The organism is Roseateles sp. DB2 (genome assembly GCF_051857535.1).
Classification (GTDB): Bacteria; Pseudomonadota; Gammaproteobacteria; order Burkholderiales; family Burkholderiaceae_C; genus Roseateles_B.
In genome coordinates this window covers 75,717-96,342 of sequence record NZ_JBPZGY010000014.1, presented here as the reverse complement: position 1 = coordinate 96,342, position 20,626 = coordinate 75,717, and the positions used below count along the sequence as shown (strand labels likewise).

At 69.8% G+C, this 20,626-nt stretch carries 19 protein-coding genes; 8 read left to right on the top strand and 11 right to left on the bottom strand.

Features of this window, described 5'->3' with window-relative positions:
- Positions 1 to 32: 32 nt before the first annotated feature.
- Positions 33 to 497, top strand: a complete 465-nt coding sequence (locus ACS5PK_RS18535) for an SRPBCC domain-containing protein (protein WP_439441747.1) — start codon at positions 33 to 35, stop codon at positions 495 to 497.
- Positions 498 to 561: 64 nt separating this feature from the next.
- Complete coding sequence (locus tag ACS5PK_RS18530; RefSeq protein ID WP_439441746.1) at positions 562 to 945, top strand: VOC family protein; 384 nt, start codon at positions 562 to 564, stop codon at positions 943 to 945.
- 15 nt (positions 946 to 960) lie between these two features.
- On the opposite strand, the gene ACS5PK_RS18525 is transcribed toward ACS5PK_RS18530, so the two are convergent.
- The gene (locus ACS5PK_RS18525) at positions 961 to 3,216 is read right to left on the bottom strand and encodes an aminotransferase class V-fold PLP-dependent enzyme (RefSeq protein WP_439441745.1); all 2,256 of its coding nucleotides are present in this window, start codon (positions 3,214 to 3,216) and stop codon (positions 961 to 963) included.
- Between the two features lie 235 nt (positions 3,217 to 3,451).
- Between ACS5PK_RS18525 and asd the strand changes: the two genes are divergently transcribed.
- The gene (gene asd / locus ACS5PK_RS18520) at positions 3,452 to 4,294 is read left to right on the top strand and encodes an archaetidylserine decarboxylase (RefSeq protein WP_439441744.1); all 843 of its coding nucleotides are present in this window, start codon (positions 3,452 to 3,454) and stop codon (positions 4,292 to 4,294) included.
- Positions 4,295 to 4,312: 18 nt separating this feature from the next.
- Here asd and ACS5PK_RS18515 read toward each other — a convergent pair whose 3' ends face one another.
- A complete protein-coding gene (locus tag ACS5PK_RS18515; protein WP_439441743.1) occupies positions 4,313 to 5,317 on the bottom strand; it encodes an aldo/keto reductase in 1,005 nt (334 codons plus the stop codon).
- 124 nt (positions 5,318 to 5,441) lie between these two features.
- Between ACS5PK_RS18515 and ACS5PK_RS18510 the strand changes: the two genes are divergently transcribed.
- The gene (locus ACS5PK_RS18510; protein WP_439441742.1) at positions 5,442 to 6,356 is read left to right on the top strand and encodes a LysR substrate-binding domain-containing protein; all 915 of its coding nucleotides are present in this window, start codon (positions 5,442 to 5,444) and stop codon (positions 6,354 to 6,356) included.
- A gap of 20 nt (positions 6,357 to 6,376) precedes the next feature.
- On the opposite strand, the gene ACS5PK_RS18505 is transcribed toward ACS5PK_RS18510, so the two are convergent.
- The gene (locus ACS5PK_RS18505; protein ID WP_439441741.1) at positions 6,377 to 8,665 is read right to left on the bottom strand and encodes a putative bifunctional diguanylate cyclase/phosphodiesterase; all 2,289 of its coding nucleotides are present in this window, start codon (positions 8,663 to 8,665) and stop codon (positions 6,377 to 6,379) included.
- A gap of 222 nt (positions 8,666 to 8,887) precedes the next feature.
- Here ACS5PK_RS18505 and ACS5PK_RS18500 point away from each other — a divergent pair, with 222 nt between their 5' ends.
- Positions 8,888 to 10,192: a tryptophan--tRNA ligase gene (locus tag ACS5PK_RS18500; RefSeq protein ID WP_439441740.1), complete on the top strand. Its 1,305-nt coding sequence runs from the start codon at positions 8,888 to 8,890 to the stop codon at positions 10,190 to 10,192.
- 267 nt (positions 10,193 to 10,459) lie between these two features.
- On the top strand, positions 10,460 to 12,148 hold the full coding sequence (locus tag ACS5PK_RS18495; RefSeq protein ID WP_439441739.1) for an AMP-binding protein: 1,689 nt from the start codon (positions 10,460 to 10,462) through the stop codon (positions 12,146 to 12,148).
- Positions 12,149 to 12,160: 12 nt separating this feature from the next.
- On the opposite strand, the gene ACS5PK_RS18490 is transcribed toward ACS5PK_RS18495, so the two are convergent.
- The 5 genes from ACS5PK_RS18490 to ACS5PK_RS18470 form a co-directional block, all read right to left on the bottom strand.
- Positions 12,161 to 13,309 carry an acyltransferase family protein gene (locus tag ACS5PK_RS18490; protein ID WP_439441738.1) on the bottom strand — a complete coding sequence of 383 codons (1,149 nt, stop codon included), beginning with the start codon at positions 13,307 to 13,309 and terminating at the stop codon, positions 12,161 to 12,163.
- 72 nt (positions 13,310 to 13,381) lie between these two features.
- On the bottom strand, positions 13,382 to 13,870 hold the full coding sequence (locus tag ACS5PK_RS18485) for a GNAT family N-acetyltransferase (protein WP_439441737.1): 489 nt from the start codon (positions 13,868 to 13,870) through the stop codon (positions 13,382 to 13,384).
- Positions 13,867 to 14,262: a VOC family protein gene (locus ACS5PK_RS18480; protein ID WP_439441736.1), complete on the bottom strand. Its 396-nt coding sequence runs from the start codon at positions 14,260 to 14,262 to the stop codon at positions 13,867 to 13,869. The genes ACS5PK_RS18485 and ACS5PK_RS18480 overlap by 4 nt, the downstream gene beginning before the upstream one ends.
- A gap of 27 nt (positions 14,263 to 14,289) precedes the next feature.
- The gene (locus tag ACS5PK_RS18475; protein ID WP_439441735.1) at positions 14,290 to 14,856 is read right to left on the bottom strand and encodes a GNAT family N-acetyltransferase; all 567 of its coding nucleotides are present in this window, start codon (positions 14,854 to 14,856) and stop codon (positions 14,290 to 14,292) included.
- Positions 14,857 to 14,937: 81 nt separating this feature from the next.
- Complete coding sequence (locus tag ACS5PK_RS18470) at positions 14,938 to 15,282, bottom strand: hypothetical protein (protein ID WP_439441734.1); 345 nt, start codon at positions 15,280 to 15,282, stop codon at positions 14,938 to 14,940.
- A gap of 187 nt (positions 15,283 to 15,469) precedes the next feature.
- Between ACS5PK_RS18470 and ACS5PK_RS18465 the strand changes: the two genes are divergently transcribed.
- Positions 15,470 to 16,966, top strand: coding sequence for an FAD-binding oxidoreductase (locus tag ACS5PK_RS18465; RefSeq protein ID WP_439441733.1), 1,497 nt, complete (start codon positions 15,470 to 15,472; stop codon positions 16,964 to 16,966).
- A 399-nt stretch (positions 16,967 to 17,365) separates the two neighbouring features.
- Complete coding sequence (locus ACS5PK_RS18460; protein WP_439441732.1) at positions 17,366 to 19,051, top strand: hypothetical protein; 1,686 nt, start codon at positions 17,366 to 17,368, stop codon at positions 19,049 to 19,051.
- Between the two features lie 13 nt (positions 19,052 to 19,064).
- On the opposite strand, the gene ACS5PK_RS18455 is transcribed toward ACS5PK_RS18460, so the two are convergent.
- The 3 genes from ACS5PK_RS18455 to ACS5PK_RS18445 form a co-directional block, all read right to left on the bottom strand.
- On the bottom strand, positions 19,065 to 19,355 hold the full coding sequence (locus tag ACS5PK_RS18455) for a helix-hairpin-helix domain-containing protein (protein ID WP_439441731.1): 291 nt from the start codon (positions 19,353 to 19,355) through the stop codon (positions 19,065 to 19,067).
- Positions 19,356 to 19,366: 11 nt separating this feature from the next.
- A complete protein-coding gene (locus ACS5PK_RS18450) occupies positions 19,367 to 19,900 on the bottom strand; it encodes a GFA family protein (RefSeq protein ID WP_439441730.1) in 534 nt (177 codons plus the stop codon).
- 73 nt (positions 19,901 to 19,973) lie between these two features.
- Positions 19,974 to 20,621: a glutathione S-transferase N-terminal domain-containing protein gene (locus ACS5PK_RS18445; RefSeq protein WP_439441729.1), complete on the bottom strand. Its 648-nt coding sequence runs from the start codon at positions 20,619 to 20,621 to the stop codon at positions 19,974 to 19,976.
- Between the last annotated feature and the right edge of the window lie 5 nt (positions 20,622 to 20,626).

Genomic DNA, 20,626 nt, shown 5'->3' with positions numbered 1-20,626 from the left:
CCATCGCTGCCATGTACCCTGGCGCCAGGGCCATGGCCAGCACAGCCCCTTTCGAGGACCTCACGATGACGTCTTTCCATCACCAACGCCTGCTGCCGGCCACGCCTGCGCAGGTCTTTGCCGCCATCGCCGATCCTGCCCGCCTGGCGCGCTGGTGGGGCCCGGCCGGCTTTCGCAACAGCTTCCAGCACTTCGATTTCCGCGTCGGCGGGCGCTGGCAGTTCACCATGCACGGGCCGGACGGGCGGGACTATCCCAATGAGTCGGCCTTCCTGCACATCGCTCCGGACCTGGTGAAGCTGCGCCATGTCTGCGCCCCCGTCTTCGAACTGAGCATCGGGCTGCAGCCCCGGGGTCAGGGCACCCTGGTCGACTGGCTGCAGGTCTTTGACGATCCGCAGGTGGCGGCAGCGGTGCGGTCCATCGTCGAGCCTGCCAACGAGCAGAACCTGGACCGCCTGGCCGCTGAGCTGGTGTCTGGCCGCGCGTCCGCCTGAAGCCTTCCGTCCCCGCGCAGGCCGCTGTGGCCGCGCCCTCCATGACCTTGCCAAGGAGCATCCCATGAAACGAGTGACCGGCCTGGGCGGCCTTTTCTTCAAGGCCCAGGACCCTGCGGCCCTGGCGGCCTGGTACGAGCGCCACCTGGGCATGAAGGTGGAGCCCTGGGGCGGCGTGGTGTTTCGCTGGGGTGACGATCCCGCCGGCAACGAGGGCACCACGATCTGGAGCCCCTTCGCTGCCGACAGCGGCTACTTTGCCCCCGGCACCGCACCCTTCATGCTGAACCTGCGCGTGGCGGACCTGCACGCCCTGCTCGCCGTCCTGCGCGCCGAAGGCTGCCAGGTGGAGGACAAGCTCGACGAGTCCGAGTACGGCAAGTTCGGCTGGGTCATCGACCCGGAAGGCAACAAGGTCGAGCTGTGGGAGCCGCCCGCAGGGCGTTGAAGCGCGCTCGCTCCCTCAGACGTACAGCGCCGCCTCCAGCCCTGGCTCGCACTGCGGCCACAGGGCCAGGCCACCGGCCAGGGTGTAGGCGGCCTCGTGACCCAGGCGGCGCAGGGCGCGGGCAGCCTGCTCGCTGCGGTTGCCGCTGCGACAGAAGAAGACCACCGGCGTCTCGGCCGGCAAGGCCAGCCATTGCGGCAGGTGGTCGACGAGGATGGACAGCGGCACCGCCTGCAGCTGCACCTCGCCCAGCTCGGGCAGCAGGCTCAGGCGCTGCTCGTAGGGTTCGCGCACATCCACCAGCAGCGCCTCGGGATGCTGGCGCAGCAGCTGGCGCAGGCCCTTGGCATCCAGCTCAGGCGCGAGCTCGGGCCCGCTGCAGACCCGTGCGCCACAGGCCATGGTCTGGTACTCGGTCAGGCCCAGGCCACGTTCGAACTCGGCTTTGGCGCTGGCCAGAGCCAGGGCGTCCAGGCTGCCGTTGAGAGCGCCGGCCAGCAGCGGCTGGTGGGCGGCCTCTGTGCCCAGGGTGGTGGCGAAGCGGTTCTCGTAGTCATGGCCCGGGGCCAGCAGGGTGCCGGGCTGCAGAGCCTCGGCCAGCCGCCGCAGAGAGTCGCGCAGCGCCAGGGGCTCGCTGACGGGGAAATCCGTGCGGCCCAGGGCGCCGGGCATGACTGTGTCGCCCACGAAGGCCACGCGCACCTGGGTGCCCTGGCCCAGCAGGTAGGCGGTGGAGTCCGCCGTGTGGCCAGGCAAGGGCAGGCGTCGCAGGGTCTGGCTCCCCAGATGCAGTGTGTCCAGGCCCAGGGGCCAGCCCAGGGCATCGACCTCGGCATGCAGCAGGCGGTCCGGCAGCGCCGCCCGCAGGCCTTCCGCGGAAGAGGCGTGGTCGCCGTGGCTGTGAGTGTCCAGCGCGGCCAGCAGGCGGTAGTCCTGGCAGCGCAGCAGACGCTCCAGGCGCTCGTTCAGCTCGGGCAGGGGGTCGATGACGATGGCCGTGCGGCTGTCCGGGTCGGCCAGCAGCCAGCAGCAGGCGCCGTCGACCACATAGCGGGTGAGGGGCGTCAGCGGCGTGCCTTCCTGGGCCACGGTACCGGTGAGGCAGCTTTCGCGCAGAGCCTCGCCACAGGCACGGATGCGGGCACAGGCCTCGGTGATCAGCTGCTCGTCCGCGGCAGGGCCGAAGGACAGGCGTACCGCTGCGGCCGTCTGCCACTCGGGCAGCCCCATGGCCTGCAGCACGAAGCTGGGCTGGGCCTTGGCCGCGCTGCAGGCGGAGCCACCGCTGACGCGCACATCGGCCGCGTCGAATAGATCCAGCAGCAGCTTGGAGCTGAGGCCGGGCACGGCGAAGTTGAGGGTGGTCGGCAGGCTGAGGTCCAGGGGGGCGTTGAACACCAGGCCGGGGAAGGCCGCCTGCAGAGTCTCGGCCAGGCGGTCGCGGTAGCGGGCCAGCGTGGTCGAGTCGCGGAAGGTCTGGCCGTCTTCCAGGGCGGCAAGCACCGCGCCCAGTGCTGCGATGCCGCTCATGTTCTCAGTGCCGGAGCGCAGGGCGCCTTCCTGGCCGCCACCGGCCAGCAGCGGCGTCACCGGCGCGCCTTCGCGTACATAGAGCAGGCCGATGCCCTTGGGCGCATAGAGCTTGTGGCCGCTGAAGGGCGCGTAGTCGATGCGGCGCGTGGCCAGGCGCAGGTCCAGCTTGCCCAGGCCCTGCACACCGTCCACCATCCAGAAGGTCCGGCTCGCTCCCAGGGCCTGCTCGATGCCGTCCAGGTCGCTGATCACGCCTGTCTCATTGTTGGCGGCCATGGTGCAGACCAGGCCGGCTCGCGGCGCCTGCAGGGCGAGCCAGGCGAGGTCATGGCGGCCGTCGCGGTCCACGGGGATGGCGCGCACCTCCAGGCCCAGGCCCAGCAGTTCGTTCCAGTGTTTGAGGGCCTCGGGCACGGCCTTGTGCTCGGTGGCGCCGTACAGCAGCAAGCTGCCGATGGACTCGCCCGCGTCGCGGCGCTGGCGCAAGGCTCGCAGGGCCGACAGCACGGCCGTCTGGATACCCTCGGTGGCGCCACTGGTGAACAGCAACTGGCCGGCCCCGGCCCCCAGCAGGCGCTGGGCGCGGGCCCGCACGGCATCCATCAGGGCACGGGCCTTGAGCCCGGTGCTGTGGATGCTGCTGGGATTGCCGAAATCCTCGCTCATGGCAGCCAGGGCGGCGGCACGGGCCTGGGGCAGGACGGGCGTGGTGGCGTTGGCGTCTAGATAGATTTCCATGGGCACGTGAGCAGGGCTGGGCCGAAGGCGATGGGCACCGATTCTCCGCGAAGCGCGGCCGGCTTGACATGGCTCATTTGGCGGGAGGGTCTCCACACCGCCCTGGAGAGGGCTCTCCAGCGGGCCGTGAAACCGGGGCCGGGCTCCTACAATCCGGCCCGCTCCTGGCGCCGCGCTTGCCCGAAGGCGGGCGAGGAGGGCCATACTTCTCCTGCCATATTCACCGGAATCCGCCGTGTCCGACCGCCTTGCCGTTCTGCTCCAGTACCTGCTGCCCAAGCAGGCCCTGACCTCCCTGGCCGGCGGGGTGGCCAATGCGCGTTGGGGCGGGCTGACCACTGCGGTGATCCGCCGCTTCATACGGCGCTACGGCGTGAACATGGCCGAGGCGGCCCATCCCGATCCGGCGGCATATCCGAGCTTCAACGAGTTCTTCACCCGCGCACTGCGCCCGGGTGCACGCCCGCTGGCGGTGGCTGATCTGCTCTGCCCGGTGGACGGCGCGATCAGCCAGTTCGGCCGCATCGAGCGCGACCAGATCCTCCAGGCCAAGGGCCACCACTTCAGCACCACGGCCCTGGTGGGCGGGGATGCGGCCATGGCTGCACGCTACGAGGACGGCTACTTCGCCAACATCTACCTCAGCCCCAAGGACTACCACCGCATCCACATGCCCTGCGCTGGCCGCCTGCTGCGCATGATCCATGTGCCGGGGGCGCTGTTCTCGGTGAACCCGGTGACGGCGCGCGGCGTGCCGGGCCTGTTTGCCCGCAACGAGCGGGTGGTGTGCGAGTTCGAGCGCCCCGACGGCGAGCGCTTCGTGATGGTGCTCGTGGGCGCGACCATCGTCGGCTCCATGGCCACGGTCTGGCACGGCGTGGTGAATCCGCCGCGGCCCGGCAAGGTGCGCGAGTGGCGCTACGAAGACCAGCGCATCGAGCTTGCGCAGGGTGCCGAGATGGGCCGCTTCCTGCTGGGCTCTACCGTGGTGATGCTCTTTCCCAAGGGCCCGCTGAAGTTCAACCCCGCCTGGCTGCCGGCCGGTCTGGTGCGCCTGGGCGAAGTCATGGCCGACTGAGGCGGACGCCGGCCTGGCTCAGCGTTGCGCGGACTCGATCCCCACATAGCCCAGTGGGGTGTAACGGGCACCCTGCACCGCCTGCGGCGTGAACAGCCGGTCGAGTTCGGCCAGCTGCGCGGCCTCCAGGGTCTGGCGTGCGCCGTTCCAGTTGGCCTGCAGATGGGTCTCGCGGCGCATGCCCGGAATCACATGGGCGTGCGGCTGCCTGCTCAGGATCCAGGCCAGCGCCACCTGGGCCGGCTTCATCTGCCAGCCTTCGGCCAAGGCAGAAAATGCGGCCACCAGCGCGCGGTTGTGAGCGCCTGCTTCGCCGCTGAAGCGCGGCAGCTGGCGGCGAAAGTCCTTGGCGTCCAGCTGATCGGTGGGCGGCAGCTCGGCGCTCAGCAGGGCACGACCCAGGGGGCTGTAGGCCACGAAGGCCACGCCGAGTTGCTGGCACAGGGGCAGCATCTCGGCCTCGGCGCCGCGTTCCCACAGCGAGTATTCGCTCTGCAAGGCCGCTACCGGATGCACGGCATGGGCGCGGCGCAGGGTGTCTGCGGACACCTCGGACAGGCCGATCGCCGCGATCTTCCCGGCCGTCTTGAGGGCCACGAGAGACGCCATCAACGCCTCGATGGGCACGGCTGGATCGCGCCTATGCACGTAGAACAGCGGCAGACAGTCCAGTCCCAGGCGGCGCAGGCTGGCCTCGCAGGCGCTTCTCACGTAGTCCGCCGCGTTGTTGATGTGGCGCTCGTAGGTGCCGGGCGTGCGCTGGATGCCGAACTTGGTGGCCACGCAGATCCCGGCGCGCTCTGCGGGGCTGAAGCCTGCCAGGAAGCGACCCAGCAGGGTCTCGTTGTGCCCGGAGCCGTAGGTGTCAGCCGTATCGAAATGCCGCACGCCGCGCTCATGGGCTGCGCGCAGGGTGCGCAGCGACTGTTCGTCGTCGCTGGGGCCGTAGAACTCGCTCATGCCCATGCAACCCAGGCCCATGGCGGGCAGCTGAAATCCGGCGAGGGGGCGAAGCCATGTCATGACGGGGTCCTTTGAAGAAAGAAGTGGAGGGGTGATGGTGTGCCGGCATCTTCCTTCCCGGTGATTGTTCAGACAATCCATCCATTGCTTCACGCCATGTTCACTTTCGATGAACAATCCGACGATGAATGCCGCCACCCCTGACCTGAGCCAGATCCGCCTGCTGCTGGCGGTGGCCGATGCCCCAGGCTTTCGCCGCGCCGCCCTGCAGCTGGGCCTCAGCCCTTCGGCCCTGAGCCAGGCCATCAAGCGTCTGGAGGCCCGGCTGGGCCAGCCCCTGCTCCTGCGCAGTACTCGCAGCGTGCGACTCACCGAGGCTGGGGAGCGGCTGTGTGCAGCTGCTCGCGAGGCCCTGGGCCAGCTGGACCGAGCCTGGCAAGACCTGACCCCCAACGCCCTGGGACCGATCAGCCTGCAGGGCCGGCTGCGCCTCTCGGTGCCCCGCAGCGTGGCCCGCCTGCTGATGGCGCCGCTGCTGGCCGCCTACTGCCGCCGGCATCCTGGCGTCCAACTGGAGCTGTGCACCGACGACGCCCTGCTGGACATCGTGGCAGCGGGCTTCGATGCCGGCGTGCGCTTCAGCGAGCGTCTGCCCCGCGGCATGGTGGCCCTGCCCCTGAGCGCGCCGCAGCGTTTCGTGGTGGTGGGCTGCCCGGCGCTGATTGCCACGGCTGCACCGCCCACGCAGCCCGAGGACCTCGCGCGTTGGCCCGGCATACGCCAGCGCTTTGCCAGCGGTGCGCTGTTCGAGTGGGAGTTCCAGCGCGGCGGCGAGCATCGGCGCTTCCTGCCTGGCGGGCCGCTGACGGTCGATGACCAGGCCGTGGCCCTGGCGGCGGCGATGGAGGGCGCGGGCCTGGCCTATGTCTACGAGCAGCTTGCCCGCGAGGCCCTGGCCCAGGGCCGTCTGCAGTGCCTGCTGCCGGACTGGTGCATGCCCGGGACTGCCGTGGAGCTCTACTACCCGGGCCGGCGCCAGGCCAGCCCGGCCTTGCGGGCCTTGATCGAGCTGGTTCGGGAGACAGCGCTCCTGTCCTGAGCGAGGACCCGCCCCGGGCTTCAGTGCAGCGCAGGGCTGTGCCGCGGGCTGTCCTTGCCGCTGGCCTGCAACAGGGTCGTCGCGGCCGCGGGTTCCAGCGGCCGGCCCAGCAGATAGCCCTGAAGGTGCGTGGCGCCCAGGCGCTCCAGGGCATCGGCCTGCTCTTCGGTCTCGACCCCCTCGGCCACGATCTCCAGGTTCAGGCTGCGACCCAGGGCGCAGGTGGCCTCGACGATGGCCGCGGCCTCTGGCCGGGGCAGGGGCTCGACCATGCTGCGGTCCAGCTTGAGGGTGCGTATGGGCAGCTTGCGCAGCATGGTCAGCGAGGATTGGCCGGTGCCGAAGTCGTCCATGGCGCAGGGCACGCCGGCCGCGCCCAGTTGCTCCAGCTGGCGCAGCACCTCGTCCAGCTGCGTCATGGCGGCGGACTCGGTGATCTCGATCTCCAGCAGGCCGCGCGGCAGGCCGGTCTGGGCCAGGCGCTCCAGCAGGTGCTCTGCGAAGCGCGGCTGGGTGAACTGCACCGGCGAGACATTGATGGCCACAGGCAAGACCTGACCCTGCGCATGCCAGCGCTGCAGCTGCTGCAGGGCGATGTCGATGATGAGTTCGCCCAGTTGCAGGATCTGCCCGGTGCGCTCGGCCGCGGGGATGAAGTCCGCCGGGCTGATGCGCTGGCCGTCCGGCCGCTGCCACCGGACCAGGGCCTCGAAGCCGCTGAGCCGCCGGCTGCCGCAGCGGAACTTGGGCTGGTAGACCAGCTGGAACTCGCGTTCGCGCACGGCCTTGTTCAGCAGCTGCTCGGCCTGCAGCATGGAGCTGGCGCGGCGGTCCAGGGTCGGGTCGAAGAGGGCGTGGGCACTGCCCGGGATCTGCTTGGCGCGGTGCATGGCGGACTCCGCGGCGCGCAGCAGGGTGGCCGCATCGCAGCCGTCGCGCGGCGACAGGGCCAGGCCTACGGACAGGTGCACGGTCAGCTCCTGCTCATCCAGACGCAGGGGCTGCCGGATTGCCTCCAGCAGCCGGTGGGCCAGGGACTCTGCCTGCTCGGCCAGCTCCAGACCTTCCACGAGCACGAGGAACTGATCCTCGCCCAGGCGGCTGACGCTGGCGGGCTGTCCGTACTGCTGCATGTGCTCCAGCAGGCGCTGGCCCAGGGCGTGCAGCAGGCGGTCGCCGAACTCGGGGCCCAGGGTCTCGTTGATCAGCTGGAAGCGGTCCACGTCGGCCGACAGCAGCAGCAGGGGCGTGCCGGCTGCGGTCAGCCGGCCCAGGGTCTCCACGGCGTGGTTGCGGTTGGGCAGGCCGGTCAGCTCATCGAAGAGGGCCTGGCGGCGCAGGGCCTCCAGGGCCTCGTGGCGGGCCGTGTCGTCCAGCATCACGATCAGCTCAGCCGGGGCACCGTCCCAGACCAACTGGCTGGAGAGGCCGCGCAGATACAGCAGGCGTCCATCCTGGGTGAGGCGGGGCCCTTCCCATTCGATGCGCGCCTCGGGGTCGGCCAGCACCCGGGCATGGCGGCTCTGCGAAGCCTCGGCCTGCTCCGGCAGGACCAGCTCCTGCAGCACATCGCTGTGCTGGGCCTGGGCCAGGCTGGGGAATCCGAACATCTGCAGCGCGGCGGGGTTGGCGTAGAGCAGCCGGTGCTCACGCATCACGGCCAGGCCCTGCAGCGAGTGCTCGGCCAGGCGCGTGAAGCGCAGGGCCTGGTCGCTGGCCTCCCGCTGCGCGCCCGCGGCGGCGACGATGATGAGCGTCAGGCACAGCAGGGTCTGAACGATCAGGCCGCTGGCATGGGTGAAGGCAGACTGGCTCAGCGGATGCAGGAGCGGCCCGCTGGCATGCACGGCGGCCGAAGCCACGAAGAGCAAGGCCATCACCCGCTCAGCCAGCCGCGGCGTCCAGCCTATCCAGACGGCGCAGCGCAGATTGCCCAGACACAGCACCGCGCCGGCAAAGGCCACACCCCAGGGCTTGTGCTGCAGGGCCAGGGCGGCAATTGCCAAGCTCATGGCGATCAGCAGGCTCCCCCAGAAGCGCCCTGACCAAGGGCGACGGCGGTACAGCGCGCTGCCCTTCATCAGCAGGTACAGGGAGCTCATCACCGCCGCCGCGGCCAGGCCGGCCAGCAGGTCCAGCCAGGGGCCGGGGCCCACCACCGGCGCCAGGCCCACGCCCAGCGCCAGGCCCATGCCCAGCAGCACCGCGCTGCGGCCCCACAGGCGCACATGCTCATGCCGCGGGTTCAGGCGCCACAGGGCCATCAGGGTGACGCCCAGCATCAGCTCCAGGAAAGAACTCAGCAGCACCAGCAAATTCATTGGCGCAAGCTCCCTGAGCCCCACGTCGTGCAGGGCGGCTTTGCCTGATGCTACCGTCTGCCGTGAGGCTTGAATCACATGGTTGAGGGGACTGTTGCGGCACAGTGCCAGGGCGCAGGGGCCGGGGTGATGGCCATGTCGCGGCAAGCGGTGACAATAGCCCCCTCCCGGGGCCGCTGCGCCCCCGCATGACAGCAACAGCCGCCCATCATGACCCAGCGCGTTCTCACTGGCATCACCACCACCGGCACCCTGCACCTCGGCAACTACGTCGGTGCGGTGCGCCCGGCCATCGCGGCCAGCCGCGAGCCCGGCACCGAGAGCTTCTTCTTCATGGCCGACTACCACGCACTGATCAAGTGCGACGAGCCGGACCGCATCGAGCGCTCGCGCCTGCAGATTGCCGCCACCTGGCTGGCCGCCGGCCTGGACACCCAGCGCGTGGTCTTCTACCGCCAGAGCGACATCCCCGAGATCCCCGAGCTGACCTGGCTGCTGACCTGCGTCACCTCCAAGGGCCAGATGAACCGCGCCCATGCCTACAAGGCCTCTGTCGACGCCAACGTGGCCGCGGGCGAGGATCCTGACGCCGGCGTCACCATGGGCCTGTACAGCTATCCCATCCTGATGGCGGCGGACATTCTCATGTTCAACGCCCACCGTGTGCCCGTGGGCAAGGACCAGGTCCAGCACATCGAAATGGCCCGCGACGTCGCGCAGCGCTTCAACCACCTCTTCGGCAAGGGCGAGGACTTCTTCGTGCTGCCCGAGGCGCAGGTCGACGCCGAGATGGAGCTGCTGCCGGGCCTGGACGGCCGCAAGATGAGCAAGAGCTACGACAACGTGGTGCCGCTCTTCGAGGGCGGAGCCAAGGGCCTCAAGGACGCCATCGCCCGCATCGTTACCGACTCCCGCCTGCCGGGCGAGCCCAAGGAGCCCGAGGGCACGGCTCTGGTCCAGCTGTTCGACGCCTTCTCGACGCCCGAGCAGCGTGCCGCCTTCCGTGCCGAGCTGAGGGCCGGCCTGGGCTGGGGCGAGGCCAAGCAGCGCCTCTTCGCCCAGATCGACGCCGAGATCGGCCCCATGCGCGAACGCTATGAGCAGCTGATGGCCAATCCCGAGCGCATCGAGCAGATCCTGCAGGAGGGCGCTGCCCGGGCCCGCGCCATCGCGGCCCCGCTGCTGGCCCGCCTGCGCGAGGCCGTGGGCCTGCGCCGCTTCCAGCCCCTGCAGGCCGTGGCGGCGCCGATGGCCAAGGCGAAGTCGGCCCTTCCCGTCTTCAAGCAGTACCGCGAGCCGGACGGCCAGTTCTACTTCAAACTCAATGCGGCCGACGGCCAGCTGCTGCTGCAGAGCCAGGGCTTTGCCCAGGGCAAGGAGGCCGGCCAGTGGGTGGCCCGCCTCAAGCGCGAGGGCGCTGCAGCCCTGGCCGAGGCGCCGGTGCAGCGCGGCGAGGTGGATGAGGCCCTGCTGCTGGAGGCCCTGGCCGCCCTGCAGGCTGCCGAGAACGCCTGAGTCCGGCCAGGGCGCCGGGAAGCCGGGGCGGCCCTTGTGTGGCTGTTGTTGCAGGGCCGTCTGTTGGCCGTGCGTCGGGCCTGCGTCGGCGGTGTGGCTGTCTTGTGGCGGCGTCGCCGCACACGGTGTGCACCAGGCAGCACAAGCCTGCAATTTCGAGCGGTGCGTCCAGAACAAGTGCGAGCAAACCCGCTAGGCTGTTTGGGGCCCGGTGGCTAGTCTTTGCTATCGAGCTCGACAAGTCGATCAATAGCAGGAGACAAACCCATGAGCGCCATCGCCCCTGACACCCTGGCCCTTCAGTGCCTCTACCGCTGGGAGCGCGAAGCCGCGTCCCGCGTGGCATTGACCCAACCCATGGGCGGCGGCGAGCTGAAGGATTTCACCTGGGCCGAGGTGGCGGATCAAGTCCGTCGCATGGCCGCCCACCTGAAGTCGCAAGGCTGGCCCGAGGGCTCCAAGGTCGCCATCCTGTCCAAGAACTGCGCCTGGTGGCTGATGAGCGACCTGGCCATCTGGATGGCCGGCTACGTCTCCGTGCCCCTGTACCCGACGCTGGCGGCCGAGACCGTGCAGCAGATCCTCTCCCACAGCGAGGCTCGCGCCTGCTTCATAGGCAAGCTGGACGGCTGGGAAGGCATGAAGCCCGGCGTGCCAGCCGGCATGCCTTGCATCAGCTATGCCCTCTCGCCCGATGATGCCCGCAAGAGCTACGAGGGCTGGGATGCCATCGTGGCGCGCACCGCGCCGATGCAGGGTCAGGTCTTGCGCGAGGCCACCGAGCTGGCCACCCTGATCTACACCTCTGGCACCACGGGCCAGCCCAAGGGCGTGATGCACAGCTTCGGCAACTTCGCCTGGGCGCTGACCGCGGCGCTGGGCCGCTTCCCGATGTCGGCCTCGGACCGCCTGCTGTCCTACCTGCCCCTGGCCCACGTGGTCGAGCGGGTGCTGGTGGAGCACGGCTGGCTGCGCACGGGCATGCATGTCTTCTTCGCCGAATCCCTGGACACCTTCAACGCCGACGTCTGCCGCGCGCGGCCGACCATCTTCTTCTCCGTGCCCCGCCTGTGGGTGAAGTTCCAGCAGGGCGTGCTGGCCAAGATGCCCGAGCACAAGCTGGAGCGCCTGCTGCGCCTGCCGCTTATCGGCGGTCTGGTGCGCAAGAAGCTGCGCAAGGCCCTGGGCCTGGACCAGTGCCGCATCGCTGCCGGCGGCGCCGCGCCCATGCCTGTGGCCCTGCTGAACTGGTTCCGCCACATCGGCCTGCCGGTCAACGAGGGCTATGGCATGACCGAGAACCTTGCGATCAGCAACATCACCAAGCCCGGCGTCGACATGACCGGCACCGTGGGCCCGGCCTATGACGGCGTGCAGCTGCGCATCGACCCCGCCAACGGCGAGCTGCTGATGCGCAGCCCCGCGGTGATGATGGGCTACTACAAGGAACCGGCGATGACCGCCGAGGTGCTGGACAAGGACGGCTGGCTGCACACCGGCGACAAGGCCAGCATCGACGCCCAGGGCCTGGTGCGCATCACCGGCCGGGTGAAGGACCTGTTCAAGACCAGCAAGGGCAAGTACGTGGCGCCGGCCCCCATCGAGGACCGTCTCACCATGCACCATGCTGTCGAGGCCTGCGCCGTCACCGGCGCCAACCTGGGTCAGCCGGTGGGCATTGTCATGCTCTCGCCGGATGCCGCCCAGCGCACCGGCAGCGACGCCGACCGCCAGCAGCTGATGGCCCAGCTGACCCAGCACCTGGACGACATCAACGCCCGCCTGGACCCGCACGAGCAACTGGACTGCCTGATCCTGGTGAAGACGCCCTGGACGGTGGACAACGGCTTCATCACCCCGACCTTCAAGGTGCGCCGCAACCGCGTGGACGAGGTCTTCGGTCCCAAGCTGGAAGCCTGGGTGGAAGAGCGTCGCAAGATCATCTTCGGCGACTGAGTCCCGCCGGCTTCATGCAGGCTGTGCTGCTGCAGGTGCGGCCGGCCTGAACTGGCCAGGCCAGCGCCGCTGGCGCCAGCGCAGCAGCGGGCGCTCGATCGCGTGGTACAGCAGCCCGCCCAGGGCCACGCTGGCCACGGCCGTGACCAGGAAGGCGGCCCAGCCTGGCAGGTGCTGCAGCGCCGGCTTCATCACATGAGCCAGGGGCTTGTGCGTCAGGTAGATGGCGTAGGACCACAGGGCCAGCGAGCGCGCGCCTGGCAGCGAGCGGCGTGACAGCGCATGTCCTGGCGCCAGGCAGGCCAGTAGCAGCAGGGCATAGGCCCAGGCCATGGCGCTGTAGCCGATGGCGCTCATGAACCAGCCCCAGCTGTCGTCCGGCAGCACGTAGTTGTGCACGGCCACGGTCCACAGCAGGGCCACTGCGCCCAGCCCCAGGGCCAGCAGGAGGCGCCCGTGTCGCATCAGCCCTGTCCACAGTCGTGGATGGCCATGCTGCAGCAGGGCCACGGCCAGGCCGGGCAGGAACTCGTCGGCGCGGCTCAGGGTGGCGTAGTAGAGGTTCTGGTAGTAGCCCACCACGTCCGCACCCGGGCCGCCGTACAGCGTCCACAGATGGTGGCGCCAGGTCATGGCCGCCAGCGTGAGGGCGGCGATGCCCAGCCAGGCCTGGCGCCGGCTCAGGCGCAGCGCGCGGGCGGCCAGCAGGGCCAGGGGCAGGATCAGGTAGAACTGCTCCTCCACGCACAGGGACCAGGCATGGGAGAAGGCCGTGCCTGGCGTCAGCTGGATGTTCTGCGTGAAGCTGAGAAAGCGCCACAGCGGCGGCGGCTCGCGGCCGCCGAGCACCCCCGGCAGCAGGAAGAAGGCGGCCAGCACCAGCCAGTAAAGCGGCCAGGTCCGCATGGCGCGGCGCGAGTAGAAGCTGGTCAGGGAGAGCTGCTCGCCCCGGGCCAGGCCGGCCATCAACTGCTCGCCGATCAGGTAGCCGCTCAGCACGAAGAAGAGGTCCACCCCACTCCATCCGACATTCGACAGCCAGCCGAGATCCGGTGCACTGTTGACGAAGACGCGGTAGTGGAAGCAGAAGACGAGCAGGATGGCCATGGCACGCAAGGTGTCCAGGCCGGGGGCGCGGTTTGTGGCGCGGTGCGGGGTCATGGGGCCTTCGAGTGGGGCTGCGAGGCTGCGGATTGTGCGCAGCCCCGCCCCTGAAGACAGACCCTGGGCGCGTTACGCTTGTTGCAGCATCGGCCTGGGCGTGCCGGGATATCGCTGGTAGGCCAGGAAGACCTGGTCCAGCACCCAGCCCTCGGATTCGTACAGGGCCTGCGCCCGGGCATTGCTGCGGGCAGTGGTCAGGTCCAGCCTGGCCACGCCCCGCTCCAGGGCCAGATCTTCGGCTGCGCGCAGCAGGGACCGGCCCACGCCCAGGCGTCTGGCCTCGGGCTGCACGAAAAGGTCGTACAGGCTGAAGATGGGCTGAGCCTCCACTGAGCAGAAGGTGGGGTAGAGCTGGCAGAAGCCCAGGACCATCCCGTCCTTTCCCTCAGCCTCGGCCAGCAGGACCACGGACTCGCCGCGCCGCAGGCGTTCGTCCAGAAAGCTGCGGGCCAGGGCCAGGTCGTCCGGCTGCTGATAGAACTGCCGGTAGGCGTTGAACAGCGGGGCCAGGCGGTCGAGATCCGACCGCTCGGCCAGGCGGATGCGAACCGGGCTCACGCCCCCTGCTCCGGCGCATGGCAGACGGCCTCGATGTTGTGGCCGTCGGGGTCGCGCACGAAGGCGCCGTAGTAGTCCGGGTGGTAGTGCGGGCGCAGGCCCGGGGCGCCATTGTCCGTGCCGCCGGCCTGCAGGGCGGCGTGGTGGAAGGCGTCCACCTCGGCTCGCGTCCCCACCCGGAAGGCGATGTGGATGGGCGGCTGGTTGGGCGTGCCGCGGCTGATCCAGAAATCGGGCTTGGGCGGCTCGCCGAAGCCGGCGACGTCCGTGTGGCCCGTGACGGCGGCCGAGAACTCCAGCAGGAGCTGGTAGCCGATGGGGGCCAGGGCCTCGCGGTAGAAGGCCTTGCTGCGGTCGAAGTCACTGACGACGACGCCGGTGTGGTCGATCATGGGAAGCTCCCTGTGGTTGGATGTGATCTAGAGCGAGCGACGCATGAAGCGCCAGTGCCCCTGCAACGGCTGCGGCACCTCGGTGCCGGCATAGGGCGGGCAGTTCTGGAAGCCCAGGCGGGCATAGAGCGCCTGCGCCTCGTGCATGAAGGGGGCGGAATCCAGGCACAGCTCCCGGTAGCCGAAGGCGCGGGCGTCGGCCAGCAGACGCTGCATCAGTGCGGTGGCCAGGCCCTGGCCGCGGCAGCCCGGCTGCAGGTAGACGCGCTTGATCTCCGCCCGCTGCGCGTCCAGGCGGCGCAGGCCGCCCATGCCCACGAAGCGTTCAGCTTCGCCGCTCGGGCCCGGCAGGGCCAGCAGGTAGAAGCAGCCGGCGGGTGGCGCATCGCCGCAGACCTTGTCCAGCATGCCGGCGGCATAGTCGGCCACGGGGCGTTCCGCCAGAGGGGCAGGCAGGGCGCCGAAGTGCTGAGCGATGCCGGCGAAGACCCAGGCCATGTACTCGGTGTTCAGTGTGAGCAGTGCGGGGGCGTGGCGATCCAGCCTGGCGGGGATGAGCCGGGGTGGGGAGTCGGGCGCGGCGCTGCTGTTCATGGGCGCGCAGACTACGGCATGCGTTGACTCAGCAGCAAGCGCGACCGGGTCTTGCGGCCGCACAGCGCACGGCTGTCCGGATCACGCCCGCTTGCGCATCGCCAGCCACAGGCCCAGCCAGCAGCTCAGTGGCCAGCTCAGCAGCCAGGACAGCCAATACCAGTGCGGCCAGCCCTTGCTCCAGTTCGGCACGGTGGCCGCAATGCCCATCAGCTCGCCCAGCACCATGAACCACAGCACATGGCGGCCCGGGCGGCCCGGCGCATGGCGGGCGCACAGCCAGGCGCACAGCACGGAAATGGCGATGAACAGGCCGGTGCTGGCCAGCAGCGCCGTCTCGGAGGGGATGCGCCCGGCGACGAAGTCACCGGGGAACAGGGCCGACAGCAAGGGGTCGGTGGCCAGGACCAGCAGCACCGACAGCACGTAGCAGCCAAGGACCAGGGCCAGGGACTTCAGCAGGGGGCCTCCTCAGGCAGACGGGACGCCAGGCCCCGCAACGGACATGACGATAGCAAACGTCCCCTGTCGCACACCCTCGGGTCTAACCCCCGCATGAGATGCCTTGTTGGTACTAGACTGGTATTAAATTGGCTACAAAGGAGGAGATGCCATGCAAAGGCGCCAGACCTTGACCTGGGCCGCCGCTTCGGCCGCCGCCCTGTTCCTGCCAGGTTGTGGCGGTGGCGGGGGCAGCCGCTCCCCGACCCCCACACCGACCCCCATGCCCGCCGAATGGCAGGCCTTGGGCCGCCAGGTCCAGGGGCAACTGCTCCTGCCCGGCCAGGCGGCCTACGAGCAGGGGCGCCGAGCCGCCAATGCCCGCTATGACGACCGCCTGCCCCAGGCTGTGCTGCGCTGTGCCGTGGCGGCTGACGTGCAGGCGGGGCTGGCTCACGCCTTGAGCCAGGGTCTGCCTTTCAGTCTGCGCAGCGGTGGGCACAGCTATGTGGGGTCGTCCGTTGGCTCGGGGCTGGTGATCGACCTCGGGCCCATGAGCAGCGTGCAGCTGCAGGGCGAGGAGGTGGTGGTCGGGGCCGGGGCCACGCTGGCCGATGTCTATGGCACGCTGATCCCGCAGGGGCGTTGCGTGGCCTCGGGCAGCTGCCTCAGCGTGGGCATCACCGGCATCACGCTGGGTGGCGGCTTCGGCGTCGTCGACCGTTCCCAGGGCCTGGGCTGCGACCAGCTCCTGGGCGTGCAGCTGGTGACGGCCGACGGCCGCCTGCTGGACTGCGATGCTCAGCGCAATCCCGACCTGTTCTGGGCCCTGCGCGGCGGCGGCGGCGGGCACTTTGGCGTGGTGACGCAACTGCGCCTGCGCACCCATGCCACCGGACCGCTGCAGCAGTTCGGGGCGGATTTCCCGCTCGAGGCCCTGCCCGCCGCCCTGGCCGCCTGGCAGGACTGGCCCGCCCAGGGCCTGCCCGACGCGATCTGGTCCCAGTTCGTTCTGCCCGCCGGGAGCGCGCAGTTCCGCCTCTGGGGCGTGGCCGCGGGTGAGTCCGCCGCCCTGCAGCCCCACTGGACCGCCCTGCTGCAGCGCATCGGTCGCGCCCCGCTGTTCCAGCAGTGGCAGGCCAGCAGCCACGGCTCGGTGATGATGGGCGCCTGCCAGGGCTACAGCCTGCCGCAGTGCCATCTGCCCAGTCAGCGAGACGGTGGGCTGCTGGGCCGTGTCTCGATGACAGCCAGCTCTGACTTCTTCGACAGGCCGCTGGACACCGCGGGCATGGCGGCCCTGTCTGCCGGCGTGGCCTCGCGCCAGGGCGCGGGTGTGGCGGTGCTGAACCTGATGGGCGGCGCCATCGCGCGCGTGGCCCCGCAGGACACGGCCTTCGTCCACCGCCAGGCCCTGTTCAGTGCGCAGTACCTTTGCGAGTACCCCGCCGGCACGGCGGAAGGCAGCCTGGTCGGCGCCGAGCAGTGGGCGCAGGGCATGCGCGACCGCATGCAGCCCTGGAGCAGCGGCGGGGCCTACGTGAACTACCCGGGCACCTTGCTCCAGCGGTCCGCACCGGCCTTCTACGGAGCCGGACTGGCACGCCTGCAGGCCGTCAAGGCGTCCGTGGATCCGAAGGGCGTGTTCGCGCCGCTTGATCGGGCGTGATGATCGGGCGTGATCGGGCTTGATCGGACTTGATCGAAGGCCGCCCTGCTGCACCCTTGCATCGTTCTTTTTTACCGCTCGTGTGTACTTGCGCACCGCGCGACGAAGGGCATCTGCAAGGTCTGCTGAGGGCCAGCATCTGATATGTTATGACGCTGCGGCCACTTGCCTGATGAGCTTGCTGATCGCACAGGCAATTGGCGGCGGCCCTGCGTTGACGGTCATGATCCGGCCCTGCCGCGCCATCGGCCGCTTGGCAGCGGTCCGAGCTGCGTGCAGATGAAACGGCATGACACCCCGGCAGGAACCGGGCTTCGCTCCATGCGATCGAGGCACCCGACATGGATGACGCTGATGGATCGAGCGAAATGAAAGCGAAGTGAGAGCGGTGAGAGCGAAATGAGCAAGCTGTACAGAGGATTTCTCGCAGGGGTGCTGCTGTGCGCGGGGGCGGCCGCCGCCATGGCTGACTGCACAGCCCGCCCGGTGGGCGATGCCGACGTTCGCGTCAGCCTGCGGGAGGGGCAGCTGCAGCTGGTCTACGCGCTGCCTGAGGCCGTCTCCTGCCTGCGCTTCAAGGCGGGCGGCGTTCTGCGCCGGGCCAGTTGGAAGATCCAGGGGTCCGGGCGTCTCTCCGATGCCGGGGACGTGCTGCAGTGGGAGCAGCCACAGCGGTCTTTCGAGGTGCGCATCTCCCCCACGGCCGTCAGGGATGGGCAGTTCGACCGGGCCTACACGCCCGTGATGCCCTTGGAAGACGGCCGTGCGCTGGCGGTCTACACCGACTACCTGCTGCTGGATCCATCCCTCGGTCGCACGACGATCGAGTTCGAAGGCCTGCCTGCCCGCGGAGGCCTGATGCAGGTAGGGCTCCACCAGCTGCGCTCAGAGGACCCGCCCGGTTACTTCTTGCTGGGACATCCCGTGGTCGAACGCTATGGCGATGACGCCCTGATCGTGGACCAATCGCTGCCCGAGCCGCTGATACGGCGCGTCCGCAGCCTGCTGGACCAAGCGCGGCGGCACCTGGCCTCGGTGCCTCGGCCCGGAGGCCCCATCAGCATCCTGGCCATGGGGGGCGGACGGCTGGGCAAGCCGTCCTGGCGCGGCGATGTCAGTCCTGGCCTGATACGTCTGGGCTTTTACGGCCAGGGCTGGGACGACGTTCAGCCAGACCTGGCGCGCAGGCTCTCGGCCTATGTGCTGCACGAGACCTTCCACCTCCACAATCTGCGCTTGCGCCCGGGCTCGCAGGGTGGTGTGTTCCTGCTGGAAGGCGGGGCCGACGCCGTGGCCATCGGCCTCCAGCATCGACTGGGCCAGCTGGATGACACGGCCTACCTGGCCAGGCAGAACCTCGCGCTGCGGCAGTGCCTGCTGAGTTCCGGCGCCACGCTGCGTGAGAAGGAAGCGCTGGGTGGCGATGTGCCTTACGACTGCGGCTTCGTCCTGCTGTCACTGGCCTCCTGGGCGGTCTCCGGCACGATGCAGGACGATCGCCAGCCCATCGAGCTATGGCGGGCGGCGTTGACGCAAGCGGGAGACGGACCCTACGACTGGCGCGAGTTCCTGGCGGCCACGCGCGGCAGGACGCCCGCTCAGCGCCAGGAGGTCGTCGATCTTCTGGAGCAGCTGCTGTACAGCCGGATCGATTGGGACACCGCCCTCTCCTCGCCCGCCCTGCAAGGCCTGCTGGAGCCTGCGCCCTTGCAGGACTACGAGACGACCGAGGTGTCTTCCCAGCTGGGCAGCCGTGCATTGATGAGTCTGCTGGCCAGCCAGTGCACCGGCCCTTACGGCTTTCATATGAATGGCGGCATCTTTACCCTGGATACCGCGCAGGGCCAGTGCAAGGCTGCATGGCCCGACAAGTTCCCGGTGGCACGCCTGAATGGCTTTGACTTTGTCCATCAAGGCTTGCAGGCGGCGCAGTCGGCCCGGCGATCCTGCACGGAGCAGGGGCAGGTGCTGGTCGCCGACGAGTCGCAGGCCCGTCCCTTCCCCATGCCCTGCAGTGACTTCGGTGCCGTCCCGCGCCTGTACAAGTTCAGGGAGCCCGCCCTGCAGATCGGCCGGGCACGCTGACGCGGCCCCTGGTTCAGCCCCTGGCCAGGCGCGCCTTGCGCTCCGCCGTGTAGTCCCACCACGGCTGCGGCTCGTCCCCGTCCATGAAGCGGGTGACGGAGATGAACACGTCGATCACACAGGGATCGTGGCGCTGGCCGGTGCGCTGGCACAGGGCCTCGTAGAGCTGGTAGGGGTCACGGCCCTGCAGCTGCGCAGGCTGCTGGATGCCCAGCAGCAGCAGGTCGGCCGCCATGGCTGGTCCGATATTGGGCAGGTCGGTGAGGCGGCGCAGGCGCTGACGGTCGACTTTGGCAGGATGCATGGGCGTGTGCTTCAGACGAGGGTGTCCGGATCGCCCCACAGGGCCTTCTGGTAGGCCTTGATGCGGGGGACCAGCAGCTCGGCGCGGGCCAGGCTGTCCGCCGGCCAGTACCGGCTGCGGTCATAGTACTCGGGCACTGCCACCGCGCCTGGCGGCAAGGGGAACCAGGGCTGCTTGCTGCTGGTGAAGATGTGGATGTCAGGCGGCAGGAGGTCGGGGTCGTCCAGGGTGCCCACACGCAGGAACTTCACCAGGGGGCCGGAACCGGCGTAATGGCTCCAGACGGCAACGCGGCATTTCGGGCAGCGGGCGATCTGCTGGCCTGCACCGCTTTCCGAGGGCGTGGCCACCAACTCGGGCTCCAGCCCCAGGGTCTGGACGCGCTCGGCCTCGAGCAGGGCATTGAGCGCGAAGGCGCTGCCGCTTTCGCGCTGGCACCAGCGGCAGTGGCAGCAGTGCACGAACAGCGGGGCACCGAGCACGCGGTAGCGCACGGCACGGCAGTCGCAGCCGCCCTCGACGGGATAGGCAGGTTGGGAATTCACGGCGTTTGCTCCTGGGCCATCGCTGTCCTGCTGCTGATATCGGCCATGCGGGTGCTTGCTTCAGGGGAAGGGCTCAAGGCTGGGCTGGCCAGTGCCGCTCGAAGACGGCACGCACCGACGCATGCCGCTCGATGCGCTGCAGCTGCGCCAGAAAGCCAGGCCGCTGCCGGGCCAGGCTCGCCCGGGTGCCCGACCATCGGGACACCACGGTGGCCAGCAGGGCCAGGGCATCGGGACGCTGCTGCGGGCCGGCGTCCGCCGCTGGCAGCAGCGCGCCGAAGGTGTCGGCGAAGAGGTCCCAGTGGGCGTGCAGGCGCGCCTTCGTGCCGTCGCGCAGGCGCTCGCAGCTGCCGGGGTCCGGATCGCGCAGCCAGCGCTCGGGGTAGTCGCTGATGCTGATGGCCGCATAGCAGTTGGCCGCGATGTAGACCAGGCCGCGCATCGCCTGCGCACGCGCCGAGACCTCCGCCGGCAGCAGCCTGGAGTCCGGGTGGGTCAGCCCCAGGTGGATCAGGATGGCTGCGCTTTCGCTGAGCACGCTGCCGTCGGGCAGGACCAGGGTGGGGATCTGCTGCAGCGGGTTCACGCGGGCCAGCGCCTCGCGATCGGACTGCGGGTCCCAGGACGCGGCCCGCCGCTGCTCGAAGGGCAGGTCGGCCAGGGCCAGGGCGCATTCGATGGCCGCGGAGCCTGAACCGGGGTAGCCGAAAAGAACGTGCATGGCCT

Excerpts from the sequence above, each read along its gene's own strand:
- ACS5PK_RS18535 (WP_439441747.1), top strand. The coding sequence starts at position 33 with ATGGCCAGCACAGCCCCTTTCGAGGACCTCACGATGACGTCTTTCCAT.
- ACS5PK_RS18530 (WP_439441746.1), top strand. The coding sequence starts at position 562 with ATGAAACGAGTGACCGGCCTGGGCGGCCTTTTCTTCAAGGCCCAGGAC.
- ACS5PK_RS18525 (WP_439441745.1), bottom strand. The coding sequence starts at position 3,216 with ATGGAAATCTATCTAGACGCCAACGCCACCACGCCCGTCCTGCCCCAG.
- ACS5PK_RS18515 (WP_439441743.1), bottom strand. The coding sequence starts at position 5,317 with ATGACATGGCTTCGCCCCCTCGCCGGATTTCAGCTGCCCGCCATGGGC.
- ACS5PK_RS18510 (WP_439441742.1), top strand. The coding sequence starts at position 5,442 with ATGAATGCCGCCACCCCTGACCTGAGCCAGATCCGCCTGCTGCTGGCG.
- ACS5PK_RS18500 (WP_439441740.1), top strand. The coding sequence starts at position 8,888 with ATGACCCAGCGCGTTCTCACTGGCATCACCACCACCGGCACCCTGCAC.
- ACS5PK_RS18495 (WP_439441739.1), top strand. The coding sequence starts at position 10,460 with ATGAGCGCCATCGCCCCTGACACCCTGGCCCTTCAGTGCCTCTACCGC.
- ACS5PK_RS18490 (WP_439441738.1), bottom strand. The coding sequence starts at position 13,309 with ATGACCCCGCACCGCGCCACAAACCGCGCCCCCGGCCTGGACACCTTG.
- ACS5PK_RS18480 (WP_439441736.1), bottom strand. The coding sequence starts at position 14,262 with ATGATCGACCACACCGGCGTCGTCGTCAGTGACTTCGACCGCAGCAAG.
- ACS5PK_RS18475 (WP_439441735.1), bottom strand. The coding sequence starts at position 14,856 with ATGAACAGCAGCGCCGCGCCCGACTCCCCACCCCGGCTCATCCCCGCC.
- ACS5PK_RS18465 (WP_439441733.1), top strand. The coding sequence starts at position 15,470 with ATGCAAAGGCGCCAGACCTTGACCTGGGCCGCCGCTTCGGCCGCCGCC.
- ACS5PK_RS18460 (WP_439441732.1), top strand. The coding sequence starts at position 17,366 with ATGAGCAAGCTGTACAGAGGATTTCTCGCAGGGGTGCTGCTGTGCGCG.
- ACS5PK_RS18455 (WP_439441731.1), bottom strand. The coding sequence starts at position 19,355 with ATGCATCCTGCCAAAGTCGACCGTCAGCGCCTGCGCCGCCTCACCGAC.
- ACS5PK_RS18445 (WP_439441729.1), bottom strand. The coding sequence starts at position 20,621 with ATGCACGTTCTTTTCGGCTACCCCGGTTCAGGCTCCGCGGCCATCGAA.